The organism is Rhizobium sp. A22-96, assembly GCF_053521805.1.
Map to the genome: position 1 here is coordinate 1203297 of NZ_JBNWDQ010000001.1, position 18841 is coordinate 1222137.

The 18841-nt window shown below is 60.4% G+C and carries 17 protein-coding genes; 10 read left to right on the forward strand and 7 right to left on the reverse strand.

Translation table 11 applies throughout. From position 1 onward, the window contains the following. Nucleotides 1–121 precede the first annotated feature (121 nt). Together ACQZ6F_RS05375 and ACQZ6F_RS05380 are read left to right on the forward strand one after the other, a co-directional pair. A complete protein-coding gene (locus ACQZ6F_RS05375; RefSeq protein WP_449092945.1) occupies nucleotides 122–1603 on the forward strand; it encodes a sugar ABC transporter ATP-binding protein in 1482 nt (493 codons plus the stop codon). Beyond that, on the forward strand, nucleotides 1603–2637 hold the full coding sequence (locus ACQZ6F_RS05380) for an ABC transporter permease (protein ID WP_449092946.1): 1035 nt from the start codon (nucleotides 1603–1605) through the stop codon (nucleotides 2635–2637). Before ACQZ6F_RS05375 ends, ACQZ6F_RS05380 begins: the two co-directional genes overlap by 1 nt. 130 nt (nucleotides 2638–2767) lie before the next feature. Here the strand turns inward: ACQZ6F_RS05380 and mgrA are convergent, their stop codons facing one another. Next, nucleotides 2768–3811 (reverse strand): L-glyceraldehyde 3-phosphate reductase, encoded by a 1044-nt coding sequence (gene mgrA, locus ACQZ6F_RS05385; protein WP_449092947.1) that lies wholly within the window; start codon nucleotides 3809–3811, stop codon nucleotides 2768–2770. Nucleotides 3812–4214: 403 nt separating this feature from the next. Here mgrA and ACQZ6F_RS05390 point away from each other — a divergent pair, with 403 nt between their 5' ends. Genes ACQZ6F_RS05390 through ACQZ6F_RS05420 form a run of 7 tightly spaced genes read left to right on the forward strand, consistent with a single transcriptional unit; the run spans nucleotide 4215 to nucleotide 11172 of the window. Beyond that, nucleotides 4215–5249: an ABC transporter substrate-binding protein gene (locus tag ACQZ6F_RS05390; RefSeq protein WP_449092948.1), complete on the forward strand. Its 1035-nt coding sequence runs from the start codon at nucleotides 4215–4217 to the stop codon at nucleotides 5247–5249. A gap of 5 nt (nucleotides 5250–5254) precedes the next feature. Then, nucleotides 5255–6067, forward strand: a complete 813-nt coding sequence (locus tag ACQZ6F_RS05395) for an ABC transporter ATP-binding protein (protein ID WP_449092949.1) — start codon at nucleotides 5255–5257, stop codon at nucleotides 6065–6067. Then, nucleotides 6064–6897 carry an ABC transporter permease gene (locus tag ACQZ6F_RS05400; RefSeq protein WP_449092950.1) on the forward strand — a complete coding sequence of 278 codons (834 nt, stop codon included), beginning with the start codon at nucleotides 6064–6066 and terminating at the stop codon, nucleotides 6895–6897. The genes ACQZ6F_RS05395 and ACQZ6F_RS05400 overlap by 4 nt, the downstream gene beginning before the upstream one ends. A gap of 30 nt (nucleotides 6898–6927) precedes the next feature. Beyond that, nucleotides 6928–8286 carry an FAD-dependent oxidoreductase gene (locus ACQZ6F_RS05405; RefSeq protein WP_449092951.1) on the forward strand — a complete coding sequence of 453 codons (1359 nt, stop codon included), beginning with the start codon at nucleotides 6928–6930 and terminating at the stop codon, nucleotides 8284–8286. Then, the gene (locus ACQZ6F_RS05410; RefSeq protein WP_449092952.1) at nucleotides 8283–9440 is read left to right on the forward strand and encodes a CaiB/BaiF CoA transferase family protein; all 1158 of its coding nucleotides are present in this window, start codon (nucleotides 8283–8285) and stop codon (nucleotides 9438–9440) included. Before ACQZ6F_RS05405 ends, ACQZ6F_RS05410 begins: the two co-directional genes overlap by 4 nt. Continuing rightward, complete coding sequence (locus ACQZ6F_RS05415) at nucleotides 9437–10213, forward strand: enoyl-CoA hydratase-related protein (RefSeq protein ID WP_449092953.1); 777 nt, start codon at nucleotides 9437–9439, stop codon at nucleotides 10211–10213. The genes ACQZ6F_RS05410 and ACQZ6F_RS05415 overlap by 4 nt, the downstream gene beginning before the upstream one ends. A 35-nt stretch (nucleotides 10214–10248) precedes the next feature. Next, a complete protein-coding gene (locus ACQZ6F_RS05420; protein ID WP_068395504.1) occupies nucleotides 10249–11172 on the forward strand; it encodes a LysR family transcriptional regulator in 924 nt (307 codons plus the stop codon). A gap of 163 nt (nucleotides 11173–11335) precedes the next feature. On the opposite strand, the gene ACQZ6F_RS05425 is transcribed toward ACQZ6F_RS05420, so the two are convergent. Continuing rightward, nucleotides 11336–12889 (reverse strand): diguanylate cyclase domain-containing protein, encoded by a 1554-nt coding sequence (locus ACQZ6F_RS05425; RefSeq protein WP_449092954.1) that lies wholly within the window; start codon nucleotides 12887–12889, stop codon nucleotides 11336–11338. A gap of 224 nt (nucleotides 12890–13113) precedes the next feature. Between ACQZ6F_RS05425 and ACQZ6F_RS05430 the strand changes: the two genes are divergently transcribed. Beyond that, nucleotides 13114–13356, forward strand: coding sequence for a hypothetical protein (locus ACQZ6F_RS05430; protein WP_449092955.1), 243 nt, complete (start codon nucleotides 13114–13116; stop codon nucleotides 13354–13356). An 18-nt stretch (nucleotides 13357–13374) separates the two neighbouring features. Here the strand turns inward: ACQZ6F_RS05430 and ACQZ6F_RS05435 are convergent, their stop codons facing one another. The 5 genes from ACQZ6F_RS05435 to ACQZ6F_RS05455 all read right to left on the reverse strand — a co-directional run bounded on the left by ACQZ6F_RS05435 (nucleotide 13375) and on the right by ACQZ6F_RS05455 (nucleotide 18554). Next, nucleotides 13375–14265 carry a dihydrodipicolinate synthase family protein gene (locus ACQZ6F_RS05435; protein ID WP_449092956.1) on the reverse strand — a complete coding sequence of 297 codons (891 nt, stop codon included), beginning with the start codon at nucleotides 14263–14265 and terminating at the stop codon, nucleotides 13375–13377. A 21-nt stretch (nucleotides 14266–14286) separates the two neighbouring features. Next, nucleotides 14287–14628, reverse strand: coding sequence for a ferredoxin (fdxA, locus tag ACQZ6F_RS05440; protein WP_449092957.1), 342 nt, complete (start codon nucleotides 14626–14628; stop codon nucleotides 14287–14289). A 184-nt stretch (nucleotides 14629–14812) separates the two neighbouring features. Next, a complete protein-coding gene (locus ACQZ6F_RS05445) occupies nucleotides 14813–17101 on the reverse strand; it encodes a xanthine dehydrogenase family protein molybdopterin-binding subunit (protein ID WP_449092958.1) in 2289 nt (762 codons plus the stop codon). Continuing rightward, nucleotides 17098–18081 carry an FAD binding domain-containing protein gene (locus ACQZ6F_RS05450; RefSeq protein WP_449092959.1) on the reverse strand — a complete coding sequence of 328 codons (984 nt, stop codon included), beginning with the start codon at nucleotides 18079–18081 and terminating at the stop codon, nucleotides 17098–17100. Before ACQZ6F_RS05450 ends, ACQZ6F_RS05445 begins: the two co-directional genes overlap by 4 nt. Further along, the gene (locus tag ACQZ6F_RS05455; protein WP_449092960.1) at nucleotides 18081–18554 is read right to left on the reverse strand and encodes a (2Fe-2S)-binding protein; all 474 of its coding nucleotides are present in this window, start codon (nucleotides 18552–18554) and stop codon (nucleotides 18081–18083) included. The genes ACQZ6F_RS05450 and ACQZ6F_RS05455 overlap by 1 nt, the downstream gene beginning before the upstream one ends. Between the last annotated feature and the right edge of the window lie 287 nt (nucleotides 18555–18841).

Consider the following 18841-nt stretch of genomic DNA (forward strand, 5'->3'; position numbering starts at 1 on the left):
CAGGCTACGTCCGCGCAAAAAGAAATTTTTTCTATAGAATGAGTGATGAAAGCAAGGCCGCTTCTTGTGATCGAGGAGCAGAAGCCTACTGCTGTCGCGGATCATCAACGACACTGCCTTCATGACCTTGCTGACTATCCAAAACCTGTCCCTTGCCTTTGGCTCGACCCAAGCCCTTGCGGACGCATCCCTGACCCTTGACCGCGGCGAAGTCGTTGCCCTGATGGGAGCCAATGGTGCCGGCAAGTCGACGCTGGTGAAGATCCTCTCCGGCCTTCATCAGGCAGATTCGGGTACCATTCTATGGAACGGCGAACCCTATCGTGCCGATAATCCCGCCGATGCGGCGGCTCAAGGCATCATCACCGTGCACCAGTCGACCGATGTTGTGGGTGTCGCAGGCCTATCGGTTGCCGATGCCCTTCTGCTCAATCAGTTCGTTGACGGACGCCAACCATTCTTCCTGTCAAAGCGCTCCGTGCGGCGAAAGGCAGCGGCCATTCTCGAAGAGGCCGGTTTCGACCTGCCGCTTGACCGGGATTTCGGCGATCTTGGCACCGCAGATCGGCAGATGGTCGCGATCGCCCGCGCTTTGTCGAACAAGGCGCAACTGCTTATTTTGGACGAGCCGACAGCAAGCCTCTCCGCGCGAGAAACGGCGCGGCTCTATGATATCATCCGCCAATTGAAAGCCCGCGGATTGGGCATTCTCTATATCTCCCACCGCACCGCCGACCTTGATGCCCTTGCCGATCGGATCGTGGTGCTGCGTGGCGGCCGTAATGTCGGTGCCTTTGCAAGGCCGATCGATTTCGACGTTGCCATCGAGACCATGATCGGTCGATCCATGAAAACGGCCCGCCCGCATCGCCGCGAACAGTTCGACCGCATAGCGCTGGAACTTCGGGGCGTACGGCTTCTTGCCGACAGCACTCCCTTCGATCTCAAGCTGCATGCAGGCGAAGTCGTCGCCATTACCGGCGTTCTGGGGGCGGGCAAGAGCCGGCTTCTCTCGACGCTTTTCGGCTTAGAGCGCTTCGCAGCGGGCGCCGCACTCCTCGATGGGGCGCCGTATGGACCGACATCGCCCACCGAGGCGATTGCCCGTGGCGTCGTCATGGCGGCGGAAGATCGTCATCGCTCCTCGCTGATGCCCGCCGACTGGCCGGGAGAAAGCATCGCCGCCACGATCAGCCTGCCGCATCTGAGCCAATGGTACCGATCCGGCTTCCTCTTCTCCGGGCGAGAGACCCGCGAAGCGGAAAAGGCAATCAGGCGACTTGGCATAAAGGCGGCAGGCCCGGACGCATCGGTCTGGTCGCTTTCGGGCGGCAACCAGCAGAAGGTCGTACTGGCGCGCTGGGAGGCCGAGCCGAGCCGGCTGCTGCTCCTCGACGAGCCCTTCCAGGGCGTCGATGTCGGCGCACGTCAGGACATCATCGCGGCCATACGCGCCCATAGCGACCGCGCCACATTGATCGCTACTTCCGATCCGGAGGAAGCACTTGAGGTCGCCGACCGCGTGCTGGTGATGGAACATCATCGCCTGAAGGACGTCGCTTCCGCGACCGCCGGCGGCCGGCAGAATGAGGAATACGCCTGATGAGTGAAGGTACCGTCCAGATCGAGGAAAAAGGCAAATCTGCAAGCGCCCCGATTTCGCTGAGAGAAATCGTGCGCAAAGGCGCGGTGTTTTTCCTGCTCTTTGCCCTTTTCCTCATCTTCAGCGTCGCCCAACCGGCCTTCATCAATATCAACAATCTGATGAGCGTCCTGCAGGCGGTTTCCGTCGTTGCCATCATTGGCGCGGGTGTCACGGTGACGCTCGCTATCGGCGGTTTCGACCTATCCGTCGGAGCAGTGGCAGCTTCAAGTGTCATGGCCGCCAGCTACGCCATGATCGTGCTCGATCTCAATGCCTATCAGACCGTGCTGCTGGTGCTCACTTTCGGCGCATTGGTCGGGCTTACGAACGCCCTGCTGATCGTCAAGTTGAAGGTGCCGGATCTGCTCGCCACGCTTGCGACCATGTTCCTGTTGACCGGTCTCCAGCTCATCCCGACGGCGGGGCGCTCGATTTCCGTAGGGTTGATCCTCCCCAATGGCACAGTGGCAACGGGCAAGGTCGATCCGGCCTTCCTGACTATCGGCCGCTCGAGTCTGTTCGGCACTATTCCCGTGCCTGTCATCCTGATGCTCGTCGTCGCGATCGTCCTTTATGTCCTGACCGAGCGCACCCGGCTTGGGCGTCTGCTCTACGCAACAGGCGGCAATGAAGCCGCGACGCGGCTGGCGGGAGCCAACATTGCTCGCCTGAAGACCTTCGCCTATGTGCTCTCAGGCGTTCTTGCCTCGCTCGGCGGCATTGTCATCGCCGCCCGCGTCGGCCGTGGCGATGTGTCGTCCGGTGGCTCGCTGCTGATGGATTCCGTGGCAGCCTCTCTCATCGGCTTTGCGGTGCTTGGCCTGCGTCGGCCAAACGTTCTCGGGACGACGATCGGCGCCGTCTTCGTCGGCGTGCTCCTCAACGGGCTGACGATGCTGAACGCGCCCTACTACACGCAGGACTTCATCAAGGGTGCCGTTCTCGTTGGTGCGCTGGCGCTTACCTATGGCATCAGCCGCGCCAGGAATTGATACCAGTCCGATCGTCTATTCCAAGTCTAACGACTTACCCGCAACATGATGCGAGCAACTGGCCGCGATTGATGATCCATCGCCACCACTGCCCGAGACATCCGCCTCGGGCAGGCTTTTGCGGATCAGATCACACAATCTCGTCGTGCGCTGGTTTTTCCCAGAGATTGATACCGCCTTCCACGGCATGGCGATCGATCTCGGCCAGCTCTTCCGGACTGAATGTCAGGTCGTTGAGTGCCGCCACATTCTCCTCCACCTGACGCGCCGAGCTTGCGCCGATGAGCGCCGAGGTGACGCGCGGATCTCTCAGGACCCAGGCAATGGCAAGCTGGGCAAGCGATTGGCCGCGGCGCTTGGCGATCTCGTTGAGCGCCCGTGCGCGGTCGATATTTTCTTCCTTCAAATGCTCCGGCCGCAGGAAATCGCCGCCGGGACGATTGACGCGCGCATCCTCTGGAATGCCGTTCAGATACTTGTTCGTCAGCAATCCCTGAGCAAGCGGCGTAAAGGCAATGATACCTGCGCCAACTTCGTCGGAAGCCGCAATCAGGTCCTTCTCGATCCAGCGATTGAACAGATTATAGGCCGGCTGGTTGATCAGCAGCGGCACCTGCCGCTCCTTGAGTAGGCCGGCAATTTCGCGCGTCTTGTTGCCGGAATAGGAGGAGACGCCGACATAGAGCGCCTTGCCTTGCCGGACAGCCTGCGCCAAGGCATCGGCGGTTTCTTCCAGCGGCGTCTCGGCATCGAAGCGGTGGGAATAGAAGATATCGACATAGTCGAGGCCAAGGCGGCTGAGGCTCTGGTCGAGACTGGAGAGCAGTGCCTTCTTCGAGCCGCCGCCGCGGCCATAGGGACCCGGCCACATATCCCAACCTGCCTTGGTCGAGATGATCAGCTCATCGCGATAGGCGGCGAGGTCCTGTTTCAGGATATGGCCGAAGTTGATCTCGGCGCTTCCGGCGGGCGGACCATAATTGTTGGCAAGATCGAAATGCGTGATGCCGAGATCGAACGCCTTGAAGAGGATCGACCTTTGCGCGTCGAGCGGCGTCGTATCGCCGAAATTGTGCCAGAGGCCAAAGGAAATTGCCGGCAGCTTCAGGCCGCTCCGGCCAACCCGCCGGAAATGGGCGGAGTCATAGCGTTCCGGATCGGGATGATATGTCATGAATTGTCTTCCTGTTGGTCACACCGTGCGGACGCCGGTTCGTTTGGACGAGGTCTGCGCTTGGGAACACCTGACCCCAGTTTTTGATCGTTATCGCGATCTCGCGACGCAGGGAGAATGGCAGAGTCCAAATCGATAAGAAGCCATCCCATATTTTTTATCCGCGAAATCAGAGAAGTTTTTTCCAGTGTGGCCTGCATGGGCTACGATAGTCTCGCATCGAGGCTCAAAGCCCCCATCGCGTGCGATCATCGGTCTCTCTTGTCGGTCGCCGTTGCCTTTTTGGCAATCGATAGTGCGCATAATTGTTCTTTATTAGAACGCTGAATTCCCCCATCATCCCGGCATCGGTGGATAACGAGACGAAAAGTCCGATCGCCCGATCAACAGGGGAACTATCAGAATGTCTCAATTCATGATGAATCGCCGTCGTTTCCTGTCCAATGCTGCCCTGGTCGGAGGGCTCGCCGCGACGCAGACTTTCGTCGGTATCCGCGCCGGCAAGGCGGCCGATGTCGCCGAAGTTCGCATGCAGCTCGGCTGGCTTGCCTCGAACGGTCTGATTGGTGAAGTTGCCGCGCAGAAGAAGGGCTTCTTTACGGAACAGGGCATCAATCTGACCATCGTGCCGGGAGGCCCGAATGTCGATGGTGTTGCGGGCGTCGCGGCCGGACAATCCACCATCGGCCAGATTTCCTCCAGCCCGTCCGTGATGCTCGCCCGCTCCGCCGGCATGCCCGTCAAGGCATTCCTGTCCGGATACCGTAAGCATCCATTTACATATTTTTCGCTGAAGAAAGCGCCGATCCGCGAGCCGAAGGACATGATCGGCAAGACGATCGCCACCCAGCCCACAGCCTTCATCCTGCTGCGCGCCCTCCTCGCCCAGAACGGCATTCCCGAAGACAAGGTGAAGATGGTCAACATGGGTTCCGACATGAACCAGCTGCTCACGGGACAAGCCGATGCCGTGACCGGCTGGGTGACCAATACCAATGCGCTGAAGGTGCTGGGCGACGAGCGCGTCGACATGATGCTCTGGGATGCCGGCTTGCAGCTCTACGCCAACGTCTACTACACGACCGACGAACAGCTCGACAAGCATTCCGACGTGTTGGTGCGCTTCACGACGGCCGCTGCCAAGGGCTGGGGTTACGTCCGCGACCATCCGGAAGAAGCCGTGGACATGCTGGTCGACGCCTATCCCAATCTCGACAAGGCGAGCGAGCTCGAAGCAGTCCGCCCCGTCATCGACTTCTCCTTTGGCGACAGCACCAAGCAGACCGGCTGGGGCGCCATGAACAAGGACAACTGGGCAGCCCAGATCAAGGCCTATGCCGATTTGAAGCAATTTGCCGGCACGGTTCCGACTGTCGACGACGTCGCCACCATGGCGATCCTCGACGCGACAACCGACATCCGCAAACAGATCGGGTGAACGCCATGATGAGCGCCGCCACCATCAAACAGCCGCTGCCGGTTGCCGAAACAGCAAGGTTTGCCGTCTCCATCCGTAACCTCGACATCCGCTTCGGCGATAGGGGCAACGAGTTCACCGCGCTGTCGAATGTCTCAGTCGATATTGCCGAAGGCTCGTTCGTCACCATGCTCGGGCCGTCGGGCTGTGGGAAATCGACCCTGCTGCGCTGTATTGCCGACCTTGTCGATATCAGCGATGGCTCGGTCTCCGTGTTCGGTCGGCCGCCGCGCCAAGCGCGAGAAGGCCGCGATTTCGCCTTCGTCTTCCAGGAGGCGACGCTGCTGCCCTGGCGCAGCGTCATCGACAATGTCCGCCTGCCGCTCGAAGTCGGCAAGCATGACAAGAGCTCCTATGCCGATCCCATGGAACTGCTCGCTCTCGTCGGCCTGAAGGGGCGCGAAAACGCCCTGCCGCATGAGCTATCCGGCGGCATGCGCCAGCGTGTGGCGATTGCCCGCGCACTGGTGACCAAGCCACGCATCCTGCTGATGGACGAGCCCTTCGGCGCGCTGGACGAAATCACCCGCGACAAGCTCAACGAGGAACTGCTGCGCATCTGGCGGGAAACGGGCACGACCATCGTCTTTGTAACCCATTCCATTCCCGAAGCGGTTTTCCTCGGCCAGCATGTGCTGATGCTGCAGGCCCATCCCGGCCGGGTGAAGGAATTCATGAAGGTCGACCTACCCTATCCCCGCGCGCTTTCCATGCGCGACACGGTCGATTTCATCAAGGTGACAGCGCATCTGCGCAAGCTGCTGGAGGAATGCATATGAGCAATGCCGTGCACTCCGAAATCCAAGGGATCGCCAAGGCACCGCGCAAGGTGGCGATCCTCGATGCGACCGTTGGCGTTCTCTCCTCGAACATGCCGGCGATCCTGGCTGCCCTCGGCTGTATCGTGCTTTGGCAGGCGGTCATCTGGATCTTCAAGATCCCGACCTTCATGGCGCCGGCCCCGGTCGACGTCCTCTATGCTTTTCGCGACAATGCCGCGACACTCATGCGCAATCTCCTGCCGACACTGCTCGAAGCCGTTCTCGGTTTCATCTTCGGCAATCTCGTCGCGATCCTGCTGGCTATCTGGTTTGTTCACAGCGCCACTGCGGAAAGGGCCTTCTATCCGATCGCCGTCTTCGTCAAGGCAATCCCGATCATCGCGCTAGCACCGATCCTCGTCCTGATCTTCGGCAACGGCGTCGCCCCGAAAATCATCATTGCCGGCCTCATCTGTTTCTTTCCGACGCTGGTCAACATGGTTCAGGGACTTCGCGCGGCGAGCCCCGCAATGCTCGATCTCATGCGGGTGCTTTCGGCCAGCAATTCCGAAATCCTCTGGAAGGTCCGCCTTCCAAGCTCCCTGCCCTTCCTCTTCGCGGCCTTGAAGATCGCGGCGACCAGCAGCGTCATGGGGGCGATCGTCGCCGAATGGATCGGCTCCAGCTTCGGGCTCGGCGCGCTGATCATCGAGGCGACCTACAATTTCCGCTCGCCGCTCCTCTATGCGACGGTAGTGATTGCCGCTCTGCTCGCCGTAATCCTCTTCTTCATCGTGTCGATTGCCGAGGCGAAGATGGTCCGCTGGAAGCCGGCCGGCCAGCACTAAACACTCAAGAACAACATCAAGGAAACACCAATGACACAGGTTATTCATCAGCCTGCACGGGATATCTCTGTCGTCGATCGCTCCGATGTGGTGGTGGTCGGCGGCGGCCCGGCCGGGATCGCAGCAGCCGTATCAGCCGCAAGGAACGGCGCCAGCGTCACGCTTCTCGAACGCTATCCCTATGTCGGCGGACTTGCCGCCGGTGGCATGGTGCTGGTGCTCGACGACATGATCAACGAACTCGAAATCACCGTGCGCGGCATCTGCATGGAAATGATCGAGCGGATGAAGGTCTGGGGCCTTTGCGTGACGCCCACCGACCGTGATCGCCTGATCGAATTCAGAGAAACGCCGGAGGCCTGGCAGCGCTGGGCGCGCTGGGGTCTTTTCGATTTCCACACCCATGCGATGCCGCACCCGATCTGCTTTTCAGCCGCCTTCGATCCCGACGCCTTCAAGCGCGCCGCCTACGACATGATTGGCGAGGCCAAGATCAAGCTCAGGACCCATAGCTGGTTCTCCTCGGCCATCGTCGAGGATGGGACGATCAAGGGCGTGATCTGCCAGACGAAGGAAGGCATGCAGGCCATTCTCGGCGATGTTGTCATCGACACGACAGGCGATCTGGACGTAGCGGCCAGCGCCGGAGCCGCGCACATCGAATCCAATTTCATCCTGACCACGGTTTCGCGCTGGGGCGGCGTCGACACGGAGGCGGCCGAGCGCTTCGAACGGGAGGAGCCCGAGGCCTTCAAGCTGCTCGATCACGAGGCCAAGCGGCTGATCGGCGGTTGCTGGTCCTTCTGGTGGCTGAAGACGCCGCTGCCGGGCGTTGTCTGGCTGAATTGCCCGCATATGCCGACGCTGAGCGGCCTGAAAGTTGCCGACCTGACCAAGGCCGAAATCGAGGGTCGCTCACGCATTGCGAAATTGCTTGAATTTGCCCGTCAGAAGATGCCGGGTTTCGAGAATGCCTATGTCGTCGACTTCGCACCGCAGACCGGCGTGCGCCAGACACGGCAGCTGGAAGGCGCCTATGTCGTGACCAAGGATGACGTCATGTCACGCCGTCACTTCGCCGATACGGTCTGCCGCGGCCGCGATTATTACACGCCCTATCGGTCAATGCTGCCGAAGGAAATCGATCAGCTGATCGTCGCCGGCCGGCACTATTCGGCAACCCCGCAAGCACAGAAGGCCAGCCGCGAGATACCGCCCTGCATGGCGATGGGCGAGGCTGCGGGCGTTGCGGCAACCGTTGCCCTCAATGCCGGGACGACCGTTCGCAAGGCCGATATCAGCGCAATACAGAAGCAGATGCGAGCCCAAGGAGCCGATCCCGGCGATATCCCCTCGGAGAACGCAACATATTTGGAGGCTGCAGAATGACGACCTTACCACTCGACGGAATCCGCGTGATCGACTTCACGCAGGTCATGCTAGGCCCATCCTGCACGCAGGTTCTGGCGGATTACGGCGCCGAGGTCATCAAGATCGAGAAGGTCAAGATCGGCGATCTCTCGCGCTGGTCGCTTGGCTCCGATCCAGACGGCCTCAACAATCCCGTCTTCTGCTCGCTGAACCGCAACAAGAAGAGCCTGGCGCTGGATCTTAAAGAGCCTGGCGCCCGCAAAACCGTCCATACGCTGCTTGAGACGGCCGATGTCGTCGTCAACAATTTCCGGCCCGGCGTCATGGAGCGCATGGGCTTTGGCTACGAGGACCTGAAGAAGATCAATCCGCGCCTGATCTACGCCGTCGGCACCGGCTTCGGACTGACAGGCCCCTACCAGCACAAGGGCGGGCAGGACGTGCTGGCCCAGGCCGTCTCCGGCGTCATGCGCCGCAAGTCCGACAACAATCATCCGACATCGATCTACGCCACGCCGCTCGCCGATTATTCCGCCGGCATGCATCTCGTCCAGGGCATCCTGCTCGCCCTCCTGCAGCGCGACAAGACAGGCGAAGGCCAGCAGGTGGCCGTCAGCCTCTACAATTCCATGATCGCCATGCAGATGCAGGAAGGCACGACGCATCTGATGCGACAGAGGGATCTGAACTGGGGCGCATTCCCGCTGACCGGCGTTTTCGAAACCACGGATGGCGCCATCGTCATGGTCGGCGCTTTCAAGCCAAATCCGCTGCGTGATATCTGCGAGGCGCTTGGTATCGAGGACCTCTCGCAATATCCGCACTATAAGGATTTCGACGCCCAGATGGCGCGACGGCCGGAATTGCAGGCGATCTTCCGGGACAATTTCGCCAAAAACAGTACGGCGCACTGGATCGAGCGGCTGGAAGGCGTCGATATTCTCTGCGCGCCCGTGCGCTCGCTGCCGGAGGCACTGAAGGACGAACAGACCATCATCAACAAGATGATCCTCGAGGCGGGCGAGACAGCAGCTGGCCCGATCCGGCTGATCGGCTCGCCGATCGACATGTCCGCCGCCCAGGTTACCGTGCGTATTTCGCCGCCGCAGCTTGGCCAGCACAATGACGAAATTCTGGCTTCGCTGTCCGGGCTCCAGGGGGATGCGGCATGAGCGTTTCCTTCTCCGTAGAGGATCGCGTTGCCCGCGTCACGCTCGACCGGCCGGACCGGATGAACGCTGTCGATGCCGGGACCGAGAGAGAACTTGAGGCGATCTGGTCGGAGATCGAACGGCGCGACGACGTCAGCTGCGTCGTCCTGACCGGCGCGGGTGAAAAAGCCTTCTGCGCCGGCGCCGACCTCAAGGGCGGCAGCGGCAGTTCCGGGGTCGACTATTGGGCTGTCGGTCGCGAGAACGGCTTTGGCGGTCTCGCCTTCCGTCGCTCGCTCGACGTGCCGGTCATTGCCCGCGTCAACGGCTATGCGCTTGGCGGCGGCTTCGAAATGGTGCTCGGCTGCGATATCGTCGTGGCGGTGGAAACGGCCCGCTTCGGCCTACCTGAGGCGAGGGTCGGCCGCATGCCGCTCGATGGCGGCATGATCCTGCTGCAGCGCAAGATCGCCTTCAACCGCGCCATGGCCGTCATGCTGACCGGACGTCAATTCAGCGCACGCGAAATGGCGGACTACGGCATTGTCAACGAGGTGGTGCCGGCTGCGGAGCTGGACGCTGCAGTCGACCGCTGGGTCTCGGATATCGTCGCCTGCGCACCGCTGTCGCTCCGCGCCATCAAGCAGACAGTGAACCGCACCGCGCATCTAGGCCCCGCCGAAGCGCAGGCGCTGCGCACACCGGCCCTGATCAAGGCGCTAAAAAGCGAGGATGCCATGGAGGGGGTCGCAGCCTTCCAGGAAAAGCGTGCTCCCGTTTGGCGCGGCAGATAGGCATGTTATAGCTTCGAGATTGCCGAGGGCCATCCATGCATGCCAGCATTCTGAAGTATTTCGCCGAGGTCGCGCGTTCCGGATCAATCCGCAAGGCATCCGAGGAGCTACATGTCGCGACCTCCGCCGTCAGCCGCCAGATCAAGAAACTGGAGGACGAACTAGGCACGCCGCTGTTCGAGCGCTTCTCCGATGGCTTGCGTTTAACATCAGCCGGCGAGATCGTGCTGCGGCATGCCAAGGACACCCTGCACGAATACGAGATCATGAAATCCAATCTCGGCGATCTTCATGGCAAGAGCACGGGCCGTGTGCACATCGCCGCGCTGGACAGCCTCGCCATTCAGTTCTTGCCGGAATTCGTGTCAGGCTTCCACAAGAAGCACCCGGCCGTGGACTTTCGCATTCGCACCGACAATTACAACAATATCTTCCGCTTCCTCGCGGAGGGCGACGTCGATATCGGCGTGACCTTCGACCTTGCCCGGCCGCACGACATGAAGCTGATCCATGGCGTACGCATGCCGCTGATGGCGATCGTCGCCAAGACCCATCCGCTTGCACGGCAGAAATCCGTGACGCTGCAGGAATGCGCGCAGTTCAACATGCTGCTGCAGCTCGACAACGAAGTCATGAGCTCGATGATCGCAGTCGAGCTCGGTGCGCTCAACCGCGTCGGCCGCACCCTTGTCGCGACGAACAATCAGATGATGCTGAAACCAATGATTCTTTCAGGCGAAGGTGTGGCCTTCTTCACGCCGCTCGGCCTGCTGCGCGAACTGGAAGCTGGCGATGCCGTGGCTCTACCGATCGCCGGATCGAAGCTCCAGAATCTCGAAGTCGGCATCGTCGTCTCGCGCCGCCGCCAGCTCACCCACGCGACCGAGGTCGTCGCCCAGTCGATGGGCGAGGAACTGGCGAAATTCGGCGAGAAGATCAACGCGGTGGTCTCAAGGTAGGGGAAGCGGATTTGCCACATCCCGCCGGCATATCTCTCACCGCACGAAGGCCTATTCGAAATCGACTAATTGCCGGACCGCATGAGTAACCGTCTCGGTGGGAAAGCCGTTGCCGCAGTAAAGTCGATCCTAAAGCAGGACAGCAGTGTCATCAACGGTGCGACTATGCAGCGGCAAGCCTGCCGTTCCGCTTGTCCGCATACATAGCCTCGTCGGCAGCTCCAAGAAGAGCTTGGGCTGTCGGCCCATCGTCAGGGAATTTAGCGATCCCTACACTGGCCGAAATGGAGATAGTCAGATCTTCAAAATGATACGGAGCAGAGACAAGATGAATGATCTTGTCGGCCACCTCCCGCGCCTCGGCGGCGTTACTTTCGGTCAGCAGTATCACGAATTCGTCGCCTCCCATTCTGGCGGCAAGATCTGAGGATGCAACAATAGTACCAAGGCGCGACGCTACGGAACATAACAACCTGTCCCCGACCTCATGGCCATGACTGTCATTGACGGCCTTAAATCCATCCAGGTCGATGTACAGAACCGCCATGCTGAGTTGCTTTTGCTTGCACCAGACCAATTGCTGCTGAAGTCTTTCGTCGAGCAGCGTTCGGTTCGCCAAGCCGGTCAGTCTATCGTGCTGCGCCTCATGCCGTGCCGCGCGCAAAATTGAGGACGCCTCCACAAGCGCCTTGCCAACTTCGTCCGCCTCCCGCAGGTAGAGGGGCCGAAGCTCGATCTTTTGACCGTAGCCAAGGGCCAAGGCCGGGGTTATCAAATCGGTAATCGACTTCGCGATCGCGCCACCGACAATCCAGACGTAGATCAGCGCTATTACAGCAAAAAGCAACGGGATGAGGATCACCCATTTTAATGAGTCCCAAAGCTTTTGTGTAAAGAACGGCTGAGGAATAGTTAGATATGTAATCCAATGTGTGGCGGGTGATCGGCTGAACAACAAGATCGCCGGCGTTCCGTCGGCCATTATCGTTGGGAAATACCCCTCGTCTCGATGCGAAACCTGATCGAGAATCTCCGAAGGAACTGTTTTTCCGACGTATTGATCCTGGCCTTTCGAGCGTGCGACGATGACGCCGCTGCTGTCGAGGATGCCGGAAACTTGACCGGGGTACGTGTTCTGCCTCGGCAGGATTTCGGCGATACGCTTTGGGAATATCCCGATTGTCAGCGTATAGACAACCCGACCGCTACGGCGAACGGGCATCTGTATGGAGAAGTGAGGCTCCTTGCTGACCGCTCCGATAAATAGATCCGTGATTATGGGGCGGTCGGCCTCAAGCAATTTATCGAATCGCGGCGAGCGGCTCATAGGCAGTGCTGTTCCGTAGGGAACAAGCGTATTAATAATCTGCTGCCCAGACGGTTCGCTCAAAACCACATTGTCAGCCTGTTGCTGATCCTGCACCTCTTTGGCTTGATCGTAAAAGGTGCGATGATCGCCGGAAGTCAGAGCCGGCGAAGTTGCGAGTGCTACAAGCGCTCCCTGGGCAGCGAGCATTTGGCGATCGAGGGCTCCAGTCAGCGCGCGCGCCGTAGCCAGAGTATCGTCAAGCAGTTGTTGTTGCTCCACTCTGAAAGAATGATAAGCAAGCCCTGCTTCAGCCAATCCCGCGGGAATGATGCACGCCATTACCAAGCTGATTAAGCTGGAGCGAATGGTAGGCTTCTTGCTAAAGAACATCATCAGCTTGGATTTCATACCGTTTGTCGATAGGCAGCTACTGGATATATGCCTTTTGCACCTGGCGAGGTTGGATGGTTGCGGGCAGATCTGCAATGGTCAACATCGATCACACAGATCAGAACCCTAAGCTATCTCACAAGTGTAAATGAAATTGTGCGCTCCCAGAGACCATCAAGCACCTCGACACCTTGGATGCCAATGGAGATGCCTTTAAGACGCCGCCATCCGCGTCGGCACTCATGTCATCAACAGTAGTGCTTTTGACGCGCATGAGCGCCAGATATTTCAAGGGGCTGATCGTTTCGGGTTGTGAGGTCATGCGCGACGGCAAACTGACCGGTATCGATTTCGACGTTGCCTTGCGTGAATTGCAGGTACAGGCAAAAGCCGACCTGCCGCGACTGGAGAAGCAACGGCCTCTTGCACGCGTTTTGTCGGAAGCGACGCGCGCCTATTATGCCACGTGGCCCGGCATCTACTGATACCGGGCCACGGCCACATCACGCTTCAGTCAGCACGCCGATCCGCAAGTCATCGAGGCTCTCCAGCCTCGCCTCGTCGGTAATCTCCAATTGCGGCGGCAGCACTCTCCTCCATCCGGCATTTCCGGTGCGCTTGCCGACAAGATATTTGACCGCAGGAATAAGGGGATGAGCGGCAATGGCCTGCCGCAGGCCGCGAACCTGCTCCAGCAGCGCGACATTCTCCTGATCACGCCATAGCTGTTGCGACGAGCGAGGATCGATGTTGACGGTGGCGGAGATGCATCCGGCATAACCATCGCGGCTGGCATCGGCGAGCGCGGCCTCGGTGCTTGGGAAGACCGCGAAGCCGGTAATCTTGGCAAGTTCGCGCGCATAGGCGAGATTGCCGGAACTGTCCTTCATCCCGTCGATCCTCTCGGGAAAGGTCTCCGCAAGCCGGGCAGACAGCGCTGGCGAAAACTCGATTCCAGTCAATTGCGGGAAATTATAGAGATAGATCGCAATCGGCGTCTCGGCCGTCAGGCGGATAAGCTCTGCAAACCAGACGAATAGCCCATGCTGATCAACCGGCTTATAGTAGTAGGGCGGCAGGACGAGCGCGGCTGAGAAACCGAGATCGAAGGCCCTGCGCGTCAGCGCGACCGTGGTTTCCAGATCCGGCGTGCCCGTGCCGACCATCATTCTGGCGCCATCCAGTCCGCGAGCTGCTGTCGTCATCAGCGCGCTGCGTTGCGAGGCCGGGAGCGAATTGGCCTCGCCGGTCGTTCCCAGCACATTCAGGAAATCGCAGCCGTTTTCGAGGCACCAGCGGGCATGTTCGATGAAGGCATCGCCGTCGATGTCGCCACGATAATCAAAGGGTGTCGGCACGGCGGCAATCACGCCGGCAATCCGGGTTTTCGTCACGAGAAGGCTCCTCACATTGTCTCACAGGCGGTTTTCAGATGGCGCGCGATAGGCGGCGACGAAGGGGTGATCCTGGGTGGTTGTTCGGCTCTTGTCCCAGCCGCCGGGAGCGCCCCAGCCTGTGACCTCATCGGCAAAGAAATCGCGGTTGACGTCGCGGAGGATCAGCCGCTCCGCCGGCATCTCCTGATCCCACAGGATCGCATCGACCGGACAAACGGAAAGGCAGAGCCCACAGTTGATGCACTCTTCCGGGTGAATGTAGAACATCCGGCCGCCTTCGTAGATGCAGTCCACCGGGCAGGCGACCGTGCAATCGCCATCCTTGATATCGATGCAGGGCTCGGTAATGACGTAAGCCATGGAGTTCGCCTCACAGCGCTCTCAGGGGCGCTTTCGACAAACTATGGCAAACAATAGCGTTCTGAAGAAGCGCCGATTTTCGGCTCTTTCATTGCCAAAACGGCAACGGTATGGGCATGACATCTCTTCATGAAAAGGCGCCTGGACCGCACGCTTTCGCAATGCGGCCCAAGTCAATTCACCTCTAGAGCAGCTTTTCCAGCGTGATCGGCAGGTCCCGAATGCGCTTGCCCGTTGCATGGAACACGGCATTGGCAATCGCCGGCGCGACGCCGACGATACCGACCTCGCCGACACCCTTGCCGCCCAATGCCGAGGCATTATGGTCAGGCACGCCGACGGAGATCACCTGCAGATCCGGTATGTCCGAATTCGTCGGCACGAGGTAGTCGCCGACATTGTTGTTGACGGTCCGCCCGTTGCGCACGTCAACCAGCCCTTCCTCGAGCAATGCCTGGCCGATGCCCATGATGATGCCGCCCCGCCACTGGCTCTCGACCAGCCGCGGATTGTAGAGGCGACCGCAATCGAAGGCGGACACCATGCGGGAGACGCGCACCGTGCCGAAATCTTCATCGATCCGCACCTCGGCGAAATGGGCGCACCAGCTGTGCATGGAATAATCGCCCATCGTCGGCCCCTGCACCTTAGCCATGGTCGTCCATGCCTGCACCTGTTCCTGGGCGCTCGCGCCTTCCGGCAAGGTATTGCGCCGAACTTCGATCTCCTCGCGCTTGAGCGCAGACATCAGCGCCGCCAACGTCAACGAAGGCGTTTCGCCACGAGGTGAGGCAATGCGCCCGTCCGCGAAGTTCAGCGTGTTTGCCCCGCTATCGCGGAACGGCGAATTGGCATCGCTGAGGGCAAGGCCGATGAGTTCGTCACGCGCGGCAATTGCCGCCTTGTGTACCGCGCCCATGATCGACCCGGCCAGCATCGAACCGCCGGCAATCGCCGAACCCGGCAGCCGTGAATCGCCGAGATAGACCTCGACCTGATCCACCGGAATGCCGAAGACATCTGCGGCACTCTGGGCAAGGATCGTATAGGTCCCCTGCCCCATGTCGATGGCGCCGCTGACGACCTCGACCCTGCCGCTCGAAAGAATGCGGATCATCGCCTCGCTCGGCGCCCGAATGACCGGGAAGGTGCCGCAGCCGATGCCCCAGCCGATCAGAGTCTTGCCATCGCGCATGGAGCGCGGCGCATGGCTTCGCCGCGACCAGCCGAAGGCTTCCGCCCCTTCGGTCAATGCTTCACGCAGCCGCCGCGTCGACCAGGGTTTACCGGACTGGTAATCGTGATCGGCGTAGTTCTTCAGCCGGAGTTCGAGCGGGTCCATGCCGAGCTTGTAGGCAAGCTCTTCCATGGCGCATTCGATGCCATAGGCGCTCGGATTCTTGCCCGGCCCGCGCAGGGCTCCCGGCGTTACGCTGTTGACCGGCACGACACGATGCTGCGAGGAGAAATTCTCGACCTTGTAGAGAACGGCCGTTGCCGCCCCCGTCTGCTCCGGCCAGTCCGCGGACATGGACGTCTCGCTGGCGCCGCGATGAACGATCGCCTGCAGGATGCCATCTTCGGTCGCGCCGAGCGCGATCTTCTGCCTGGTTCCGGCGCGGCCGCCATAGCTGGTGAAATTCTGCGGGCGCGTGACCGCAAGCTTCACCGGCCGACCGAGCTTCCTCGCGGCTGCGATTGCGACCGCACCATAGGCCAGCGGCTGCCCCTTCGATCCGAAACCGCCGCCAATGAAGGGCGAGATGATACGGACGTTTTCATAGGGCATATCAAACCATTCGGAATACATTCGCGCCATGCCGTGCGACCATTGGCTCGGCTCCCAGATGGTCAGTTGGTCTCCGTCCCATTTCGCCGTCAGCCCATGCGGTTCCATCGCAACATGGTATTCCCGCGGCGTGGAGTATTCGGCTTCGATCTTGACCGGTGAGGTTGCGAATGCCGCCTCGGCATCTCCCCAGGCCGAAGAAAGGGCGTCCACAAGCTTGCCCTCGCCGGCATTTGGGTCGTTAAGATCGGCGACGTGCTGGCTCTGTTCGTAGGTGATGCGCACCAGCCTGGCCGCTTCCGCGGCCTGTTCGCGGCTTTCGGCGACGACAGCGGCAATCGACTGGCCGTTGAACTGGACTTCGCGTGGCAACGGATAATAAGGCCCCTCTGCAGGCTTGTTACCGCCCCAGTCTGCGCCGAGTTTGAGACCCAGATCATCCTCCGGTGTCAGCACCAGGAGGACGCCCGGCATTGCCAGCGCTGCCGATGTATCGACCTTCACGACACGACCGGCCGGAATCGTGCTTTGGACAAGGACGGCATAGACAAGGTTTTCGACCGGATATTCCAGCGCGTAGGTCGCAGTTCCCGTCACCTTCATGCGGCCTTCGAAGCGGGATTGACGGCCGCCGACGGTACCGTCGGATGCATCGCCGTGTTTGCGCGGTTCCATCGTGGTCATGCGAGACCTCCCATTTTCAGAATGGCGCGCGCGACGACGCGTCGCGCAAGCTCGATCTTGTAGTGGTTGCCGCCATGGGCAACCGCTCCCTCCACGGCGAAGCGGCTGGCTTTCTCCACGCTTTCGAGATTAAGAGCCTTACCGATCAGCGCCTGCTCCACGGCGCGAGCGCGCCATGGCTTGGTGGCGACACCCCCAATTGCCACGCGGATGTCGCGGACCGTCTTGCCATCGGCTTCGAGCTCGAGGCCAACGGCAGCACTTGCCGCGGCGAATTCATAGGACTGCCGGTCGCGGACCTTGATATAGGTCGAGTTGCGAGCAGCGGCGGAAGCAGGAATGGTGATGCCGGTGATCATTTCGCCCCGCTGTAACAGCGTCTCCCGATCCGGCGTATCACCGGGCGCCAGGAAGAAGTCGTCGACAGTCACCGTGCGACCTGCAAGCTCCACCACCGCATCGAATGCGACCAGGGCGACGGCAAGATCGCCGGGATAGGAGGCGATGCAGGCATCGCTTGTGCCGAGCACGGCGTGATTGCGCGTGACGCCGCCGATCGCTGCACAGCCGGAACCCGGATTGCGCTTGTTGCAGGCCGGAAAGGTCCCCGGATCGCGGAAATAGGAACAACGGGTCCGCTGCAGGAGATTGCCGCCGATCGTCGCCATGTTGCGAAGCTGGGCGGAAGCGGCAAGAGACAGCGATTCCGACACGGCAGGAAACGCCGCCTGGATATCCCTGTGGTCGGCCACCTCGCTCATCTTGGCGAGCGCACCGATCCTGGCACCCGCTGCATCGACGGCAATGCCACTCATACCGGAGAGATGGGTGATATCGATGACGGTGTCAGGCTCGCTCACCCCGCATTTGGCAAGATCAAGCAAGGTGGTGCCGCCGGCAAGCAGCATGGCGCCAGCCTGTTGCGCGGCCTGGCCGGCTTCGGCGGCCGATGTGGCGCGGAAATAGGAAAAATCTCGCATCACGCTGCCTCCGCGGCTTCGCGCACCGCCGCAACGATGCTGTTATAGGCCCCGCACCGACAGAGATTGCCGGACATATATTCGCGGATCTCCGTGTCGGAGCCGGCATGACCCTCGCGAATGCAGGCAACTGCAGACATGATCTGGCCCGGCGTGCAGTAGCCGCACTGGAAGGCATCGTGTTCGATGAAAGCGGCCTGGACAGGATGCAGATCGCCGCCTTCGCCGATGAGACCCTCGATCGTCGTTATCTCGCGTCCTTCAGCCTGTGCGGCCAGCGTCAGACAGGAAAGCACGCGCTTGCCGTCGATATGACAGGTGCAAGCGCCGCACTGTCCCTGGTCGCAGCCCTTCTTGGTGCCAGTGAGCGAGAGATGCTCGCGTAGCGCATCAAGCAGCGTGACGCGCGGTTCGAGATCGAGCTCGAACCGCTGCCCGTTGATATCGAGTGCGATGTGGATGGTTCGTGTCATGATAAGCTCCTGCTATCGTCACGAAGGTAAGACCTCCGAAATCTGGAAGAATCTGTTCGACGGCCTACCGGTTGCTATATGATTTTTCAGGAAGACGAGGCCGAAGGCTTTTCGATATAATAGCGGGCGCTCATCTGAATTAAGGCGTGGACAGCGCCTCACATAAACGGAGGAGCCTCCGTTTAAACTAATGCCTGGTTTATTTTCGTCAAGCCCGGATGCTTGAGCAAAACCGCTCTTGGCAGCGGCAACCTCATGAAAAAAGCCGGGACGATCCCGGCTTTCAA

What these genes read in the sequence shown, in the direction of transcription:
- ACQZ6F_RS05375 (WP_449092945.1), top strand. Translation starts at nt 122, where the DNA reads ATGACCTTGCTGACTATCCAAAACCTGTCCCTTGCCTTTGGCTCGACC.
- ACQZ6F_RS05380 (WP_449092946.1), top strand. Translation starts at nt 1,603, where the DNA reads ATGAGTGAAGGTACCGTCCAGATCGAGGAAAAAGGCAAATCTGCAAGC.
- mgrA (WP_449092947.1), bottom strand. Translation starts at nt 3,811, where the DNA reads ATGACATATCATCCCGATCCGGAACGCTATGACTCCGCCCATTTCCGG.
- ACQZ6F_RS05390 (WP_449092948.1), top strand. Translation starts at nt 4,215, where the DNA reads ATGTCTCAATTCATGATGAATCGCCGTCGTTTCCTGTCCAATGCTGCC.
- ACQZ6F_RS05395 (WP_449092949.1), top strand. Translation starts at nt 5,255, where the DNA reads ATGATGAGCGCCGCCACCATCAAACAGCCGCTGCCGGTTGCCGAAACA.
- ACQZ6F_RS05400 (WP_449092950.1), top strand. Translation starts at nt 6,064, where the DNA reads ATGAGCAATGCCGTGCACTCCGAAATCCAAGGGATCGCCAAGGCACCG.
- ACQZ6F_RS05405 (WP_449092951.1), top strand. Translation starts at nt 6,928, where the DNA reads ATGACACAGGTTATTCATCAGCCTGCACGGGATATCTCTGTCGTCGAT.
- ACQZ6F_RS05410 (WP_449092952.1), top strand. Translation starts at nt 8,283, where the DNA reads ATGACGACCTTACCACTCGACGGAATCCGCGTGATCGACTTCACGCAG.
- ACQZ6F_RS05415 (WP_449092953.1), top strand. Translation starts at nt 9,437, where the DNA reads ATGAGCGTTTCCTTCTCCGTAGAGGATCGCGTTGCCCGCGTCACGCTC.
- ACQZ6F_RS05420 (WP_068395504.1), top strand. Translation starts at nt 10,249, where the DNA reads ATGCATGCCAGCATTCTGAAGTATTTCGCCGAGGTCGCGCGTTCCGGA.
- ACQZ6F_RS05425 (WP_449092954.1), bottom strand. Translation starts at nt 12,889, where the DNA reads ATGAAATCCAAGCTGATGATGTTCTTTAGCAAGAAGCCTACCATTCGC.
- ACQZ6F_RS05430 (WP_449092955.1), top strand. Translation starts at nt 13,114, where the DNA reads ATGTCATCAACAGTAGTGCTTTTGACGCGCATGAGCGCCAGATATTTC.
- fdxA (WP_449092957.1), bottom strand. Translation starts at nt 14,628, where the DNA reads ATGGCTTACGTCATTACCGAGCCCTGCATCGATATCAAGGATGGCGAT.
- ACQZ6F_RS05445 (WP_449092958.1), bottom strand. Translation starts at nt 17,101, where the DNA reads ATGACCACGATGGAACCGCGCAAACACGGCGATGCATCCGACGGTACC.
- ACQZ6F_RS05450 (WP_449092959.1), bottom strand. Translation starts at nt 18,081, where the DNA reads ATGCGAGATTTTTCCTATTTCCGCGCCACATCGGCCGCCGAAGCCGGC.
- ACQZ6F_RS05455 (WP_449092960.1), bottom strand. Translation starts at nt 18,554, where the DNA reads ATGACACGAACCATCCACATCGCACTCGATATCAACGGGCAGCGGTTC.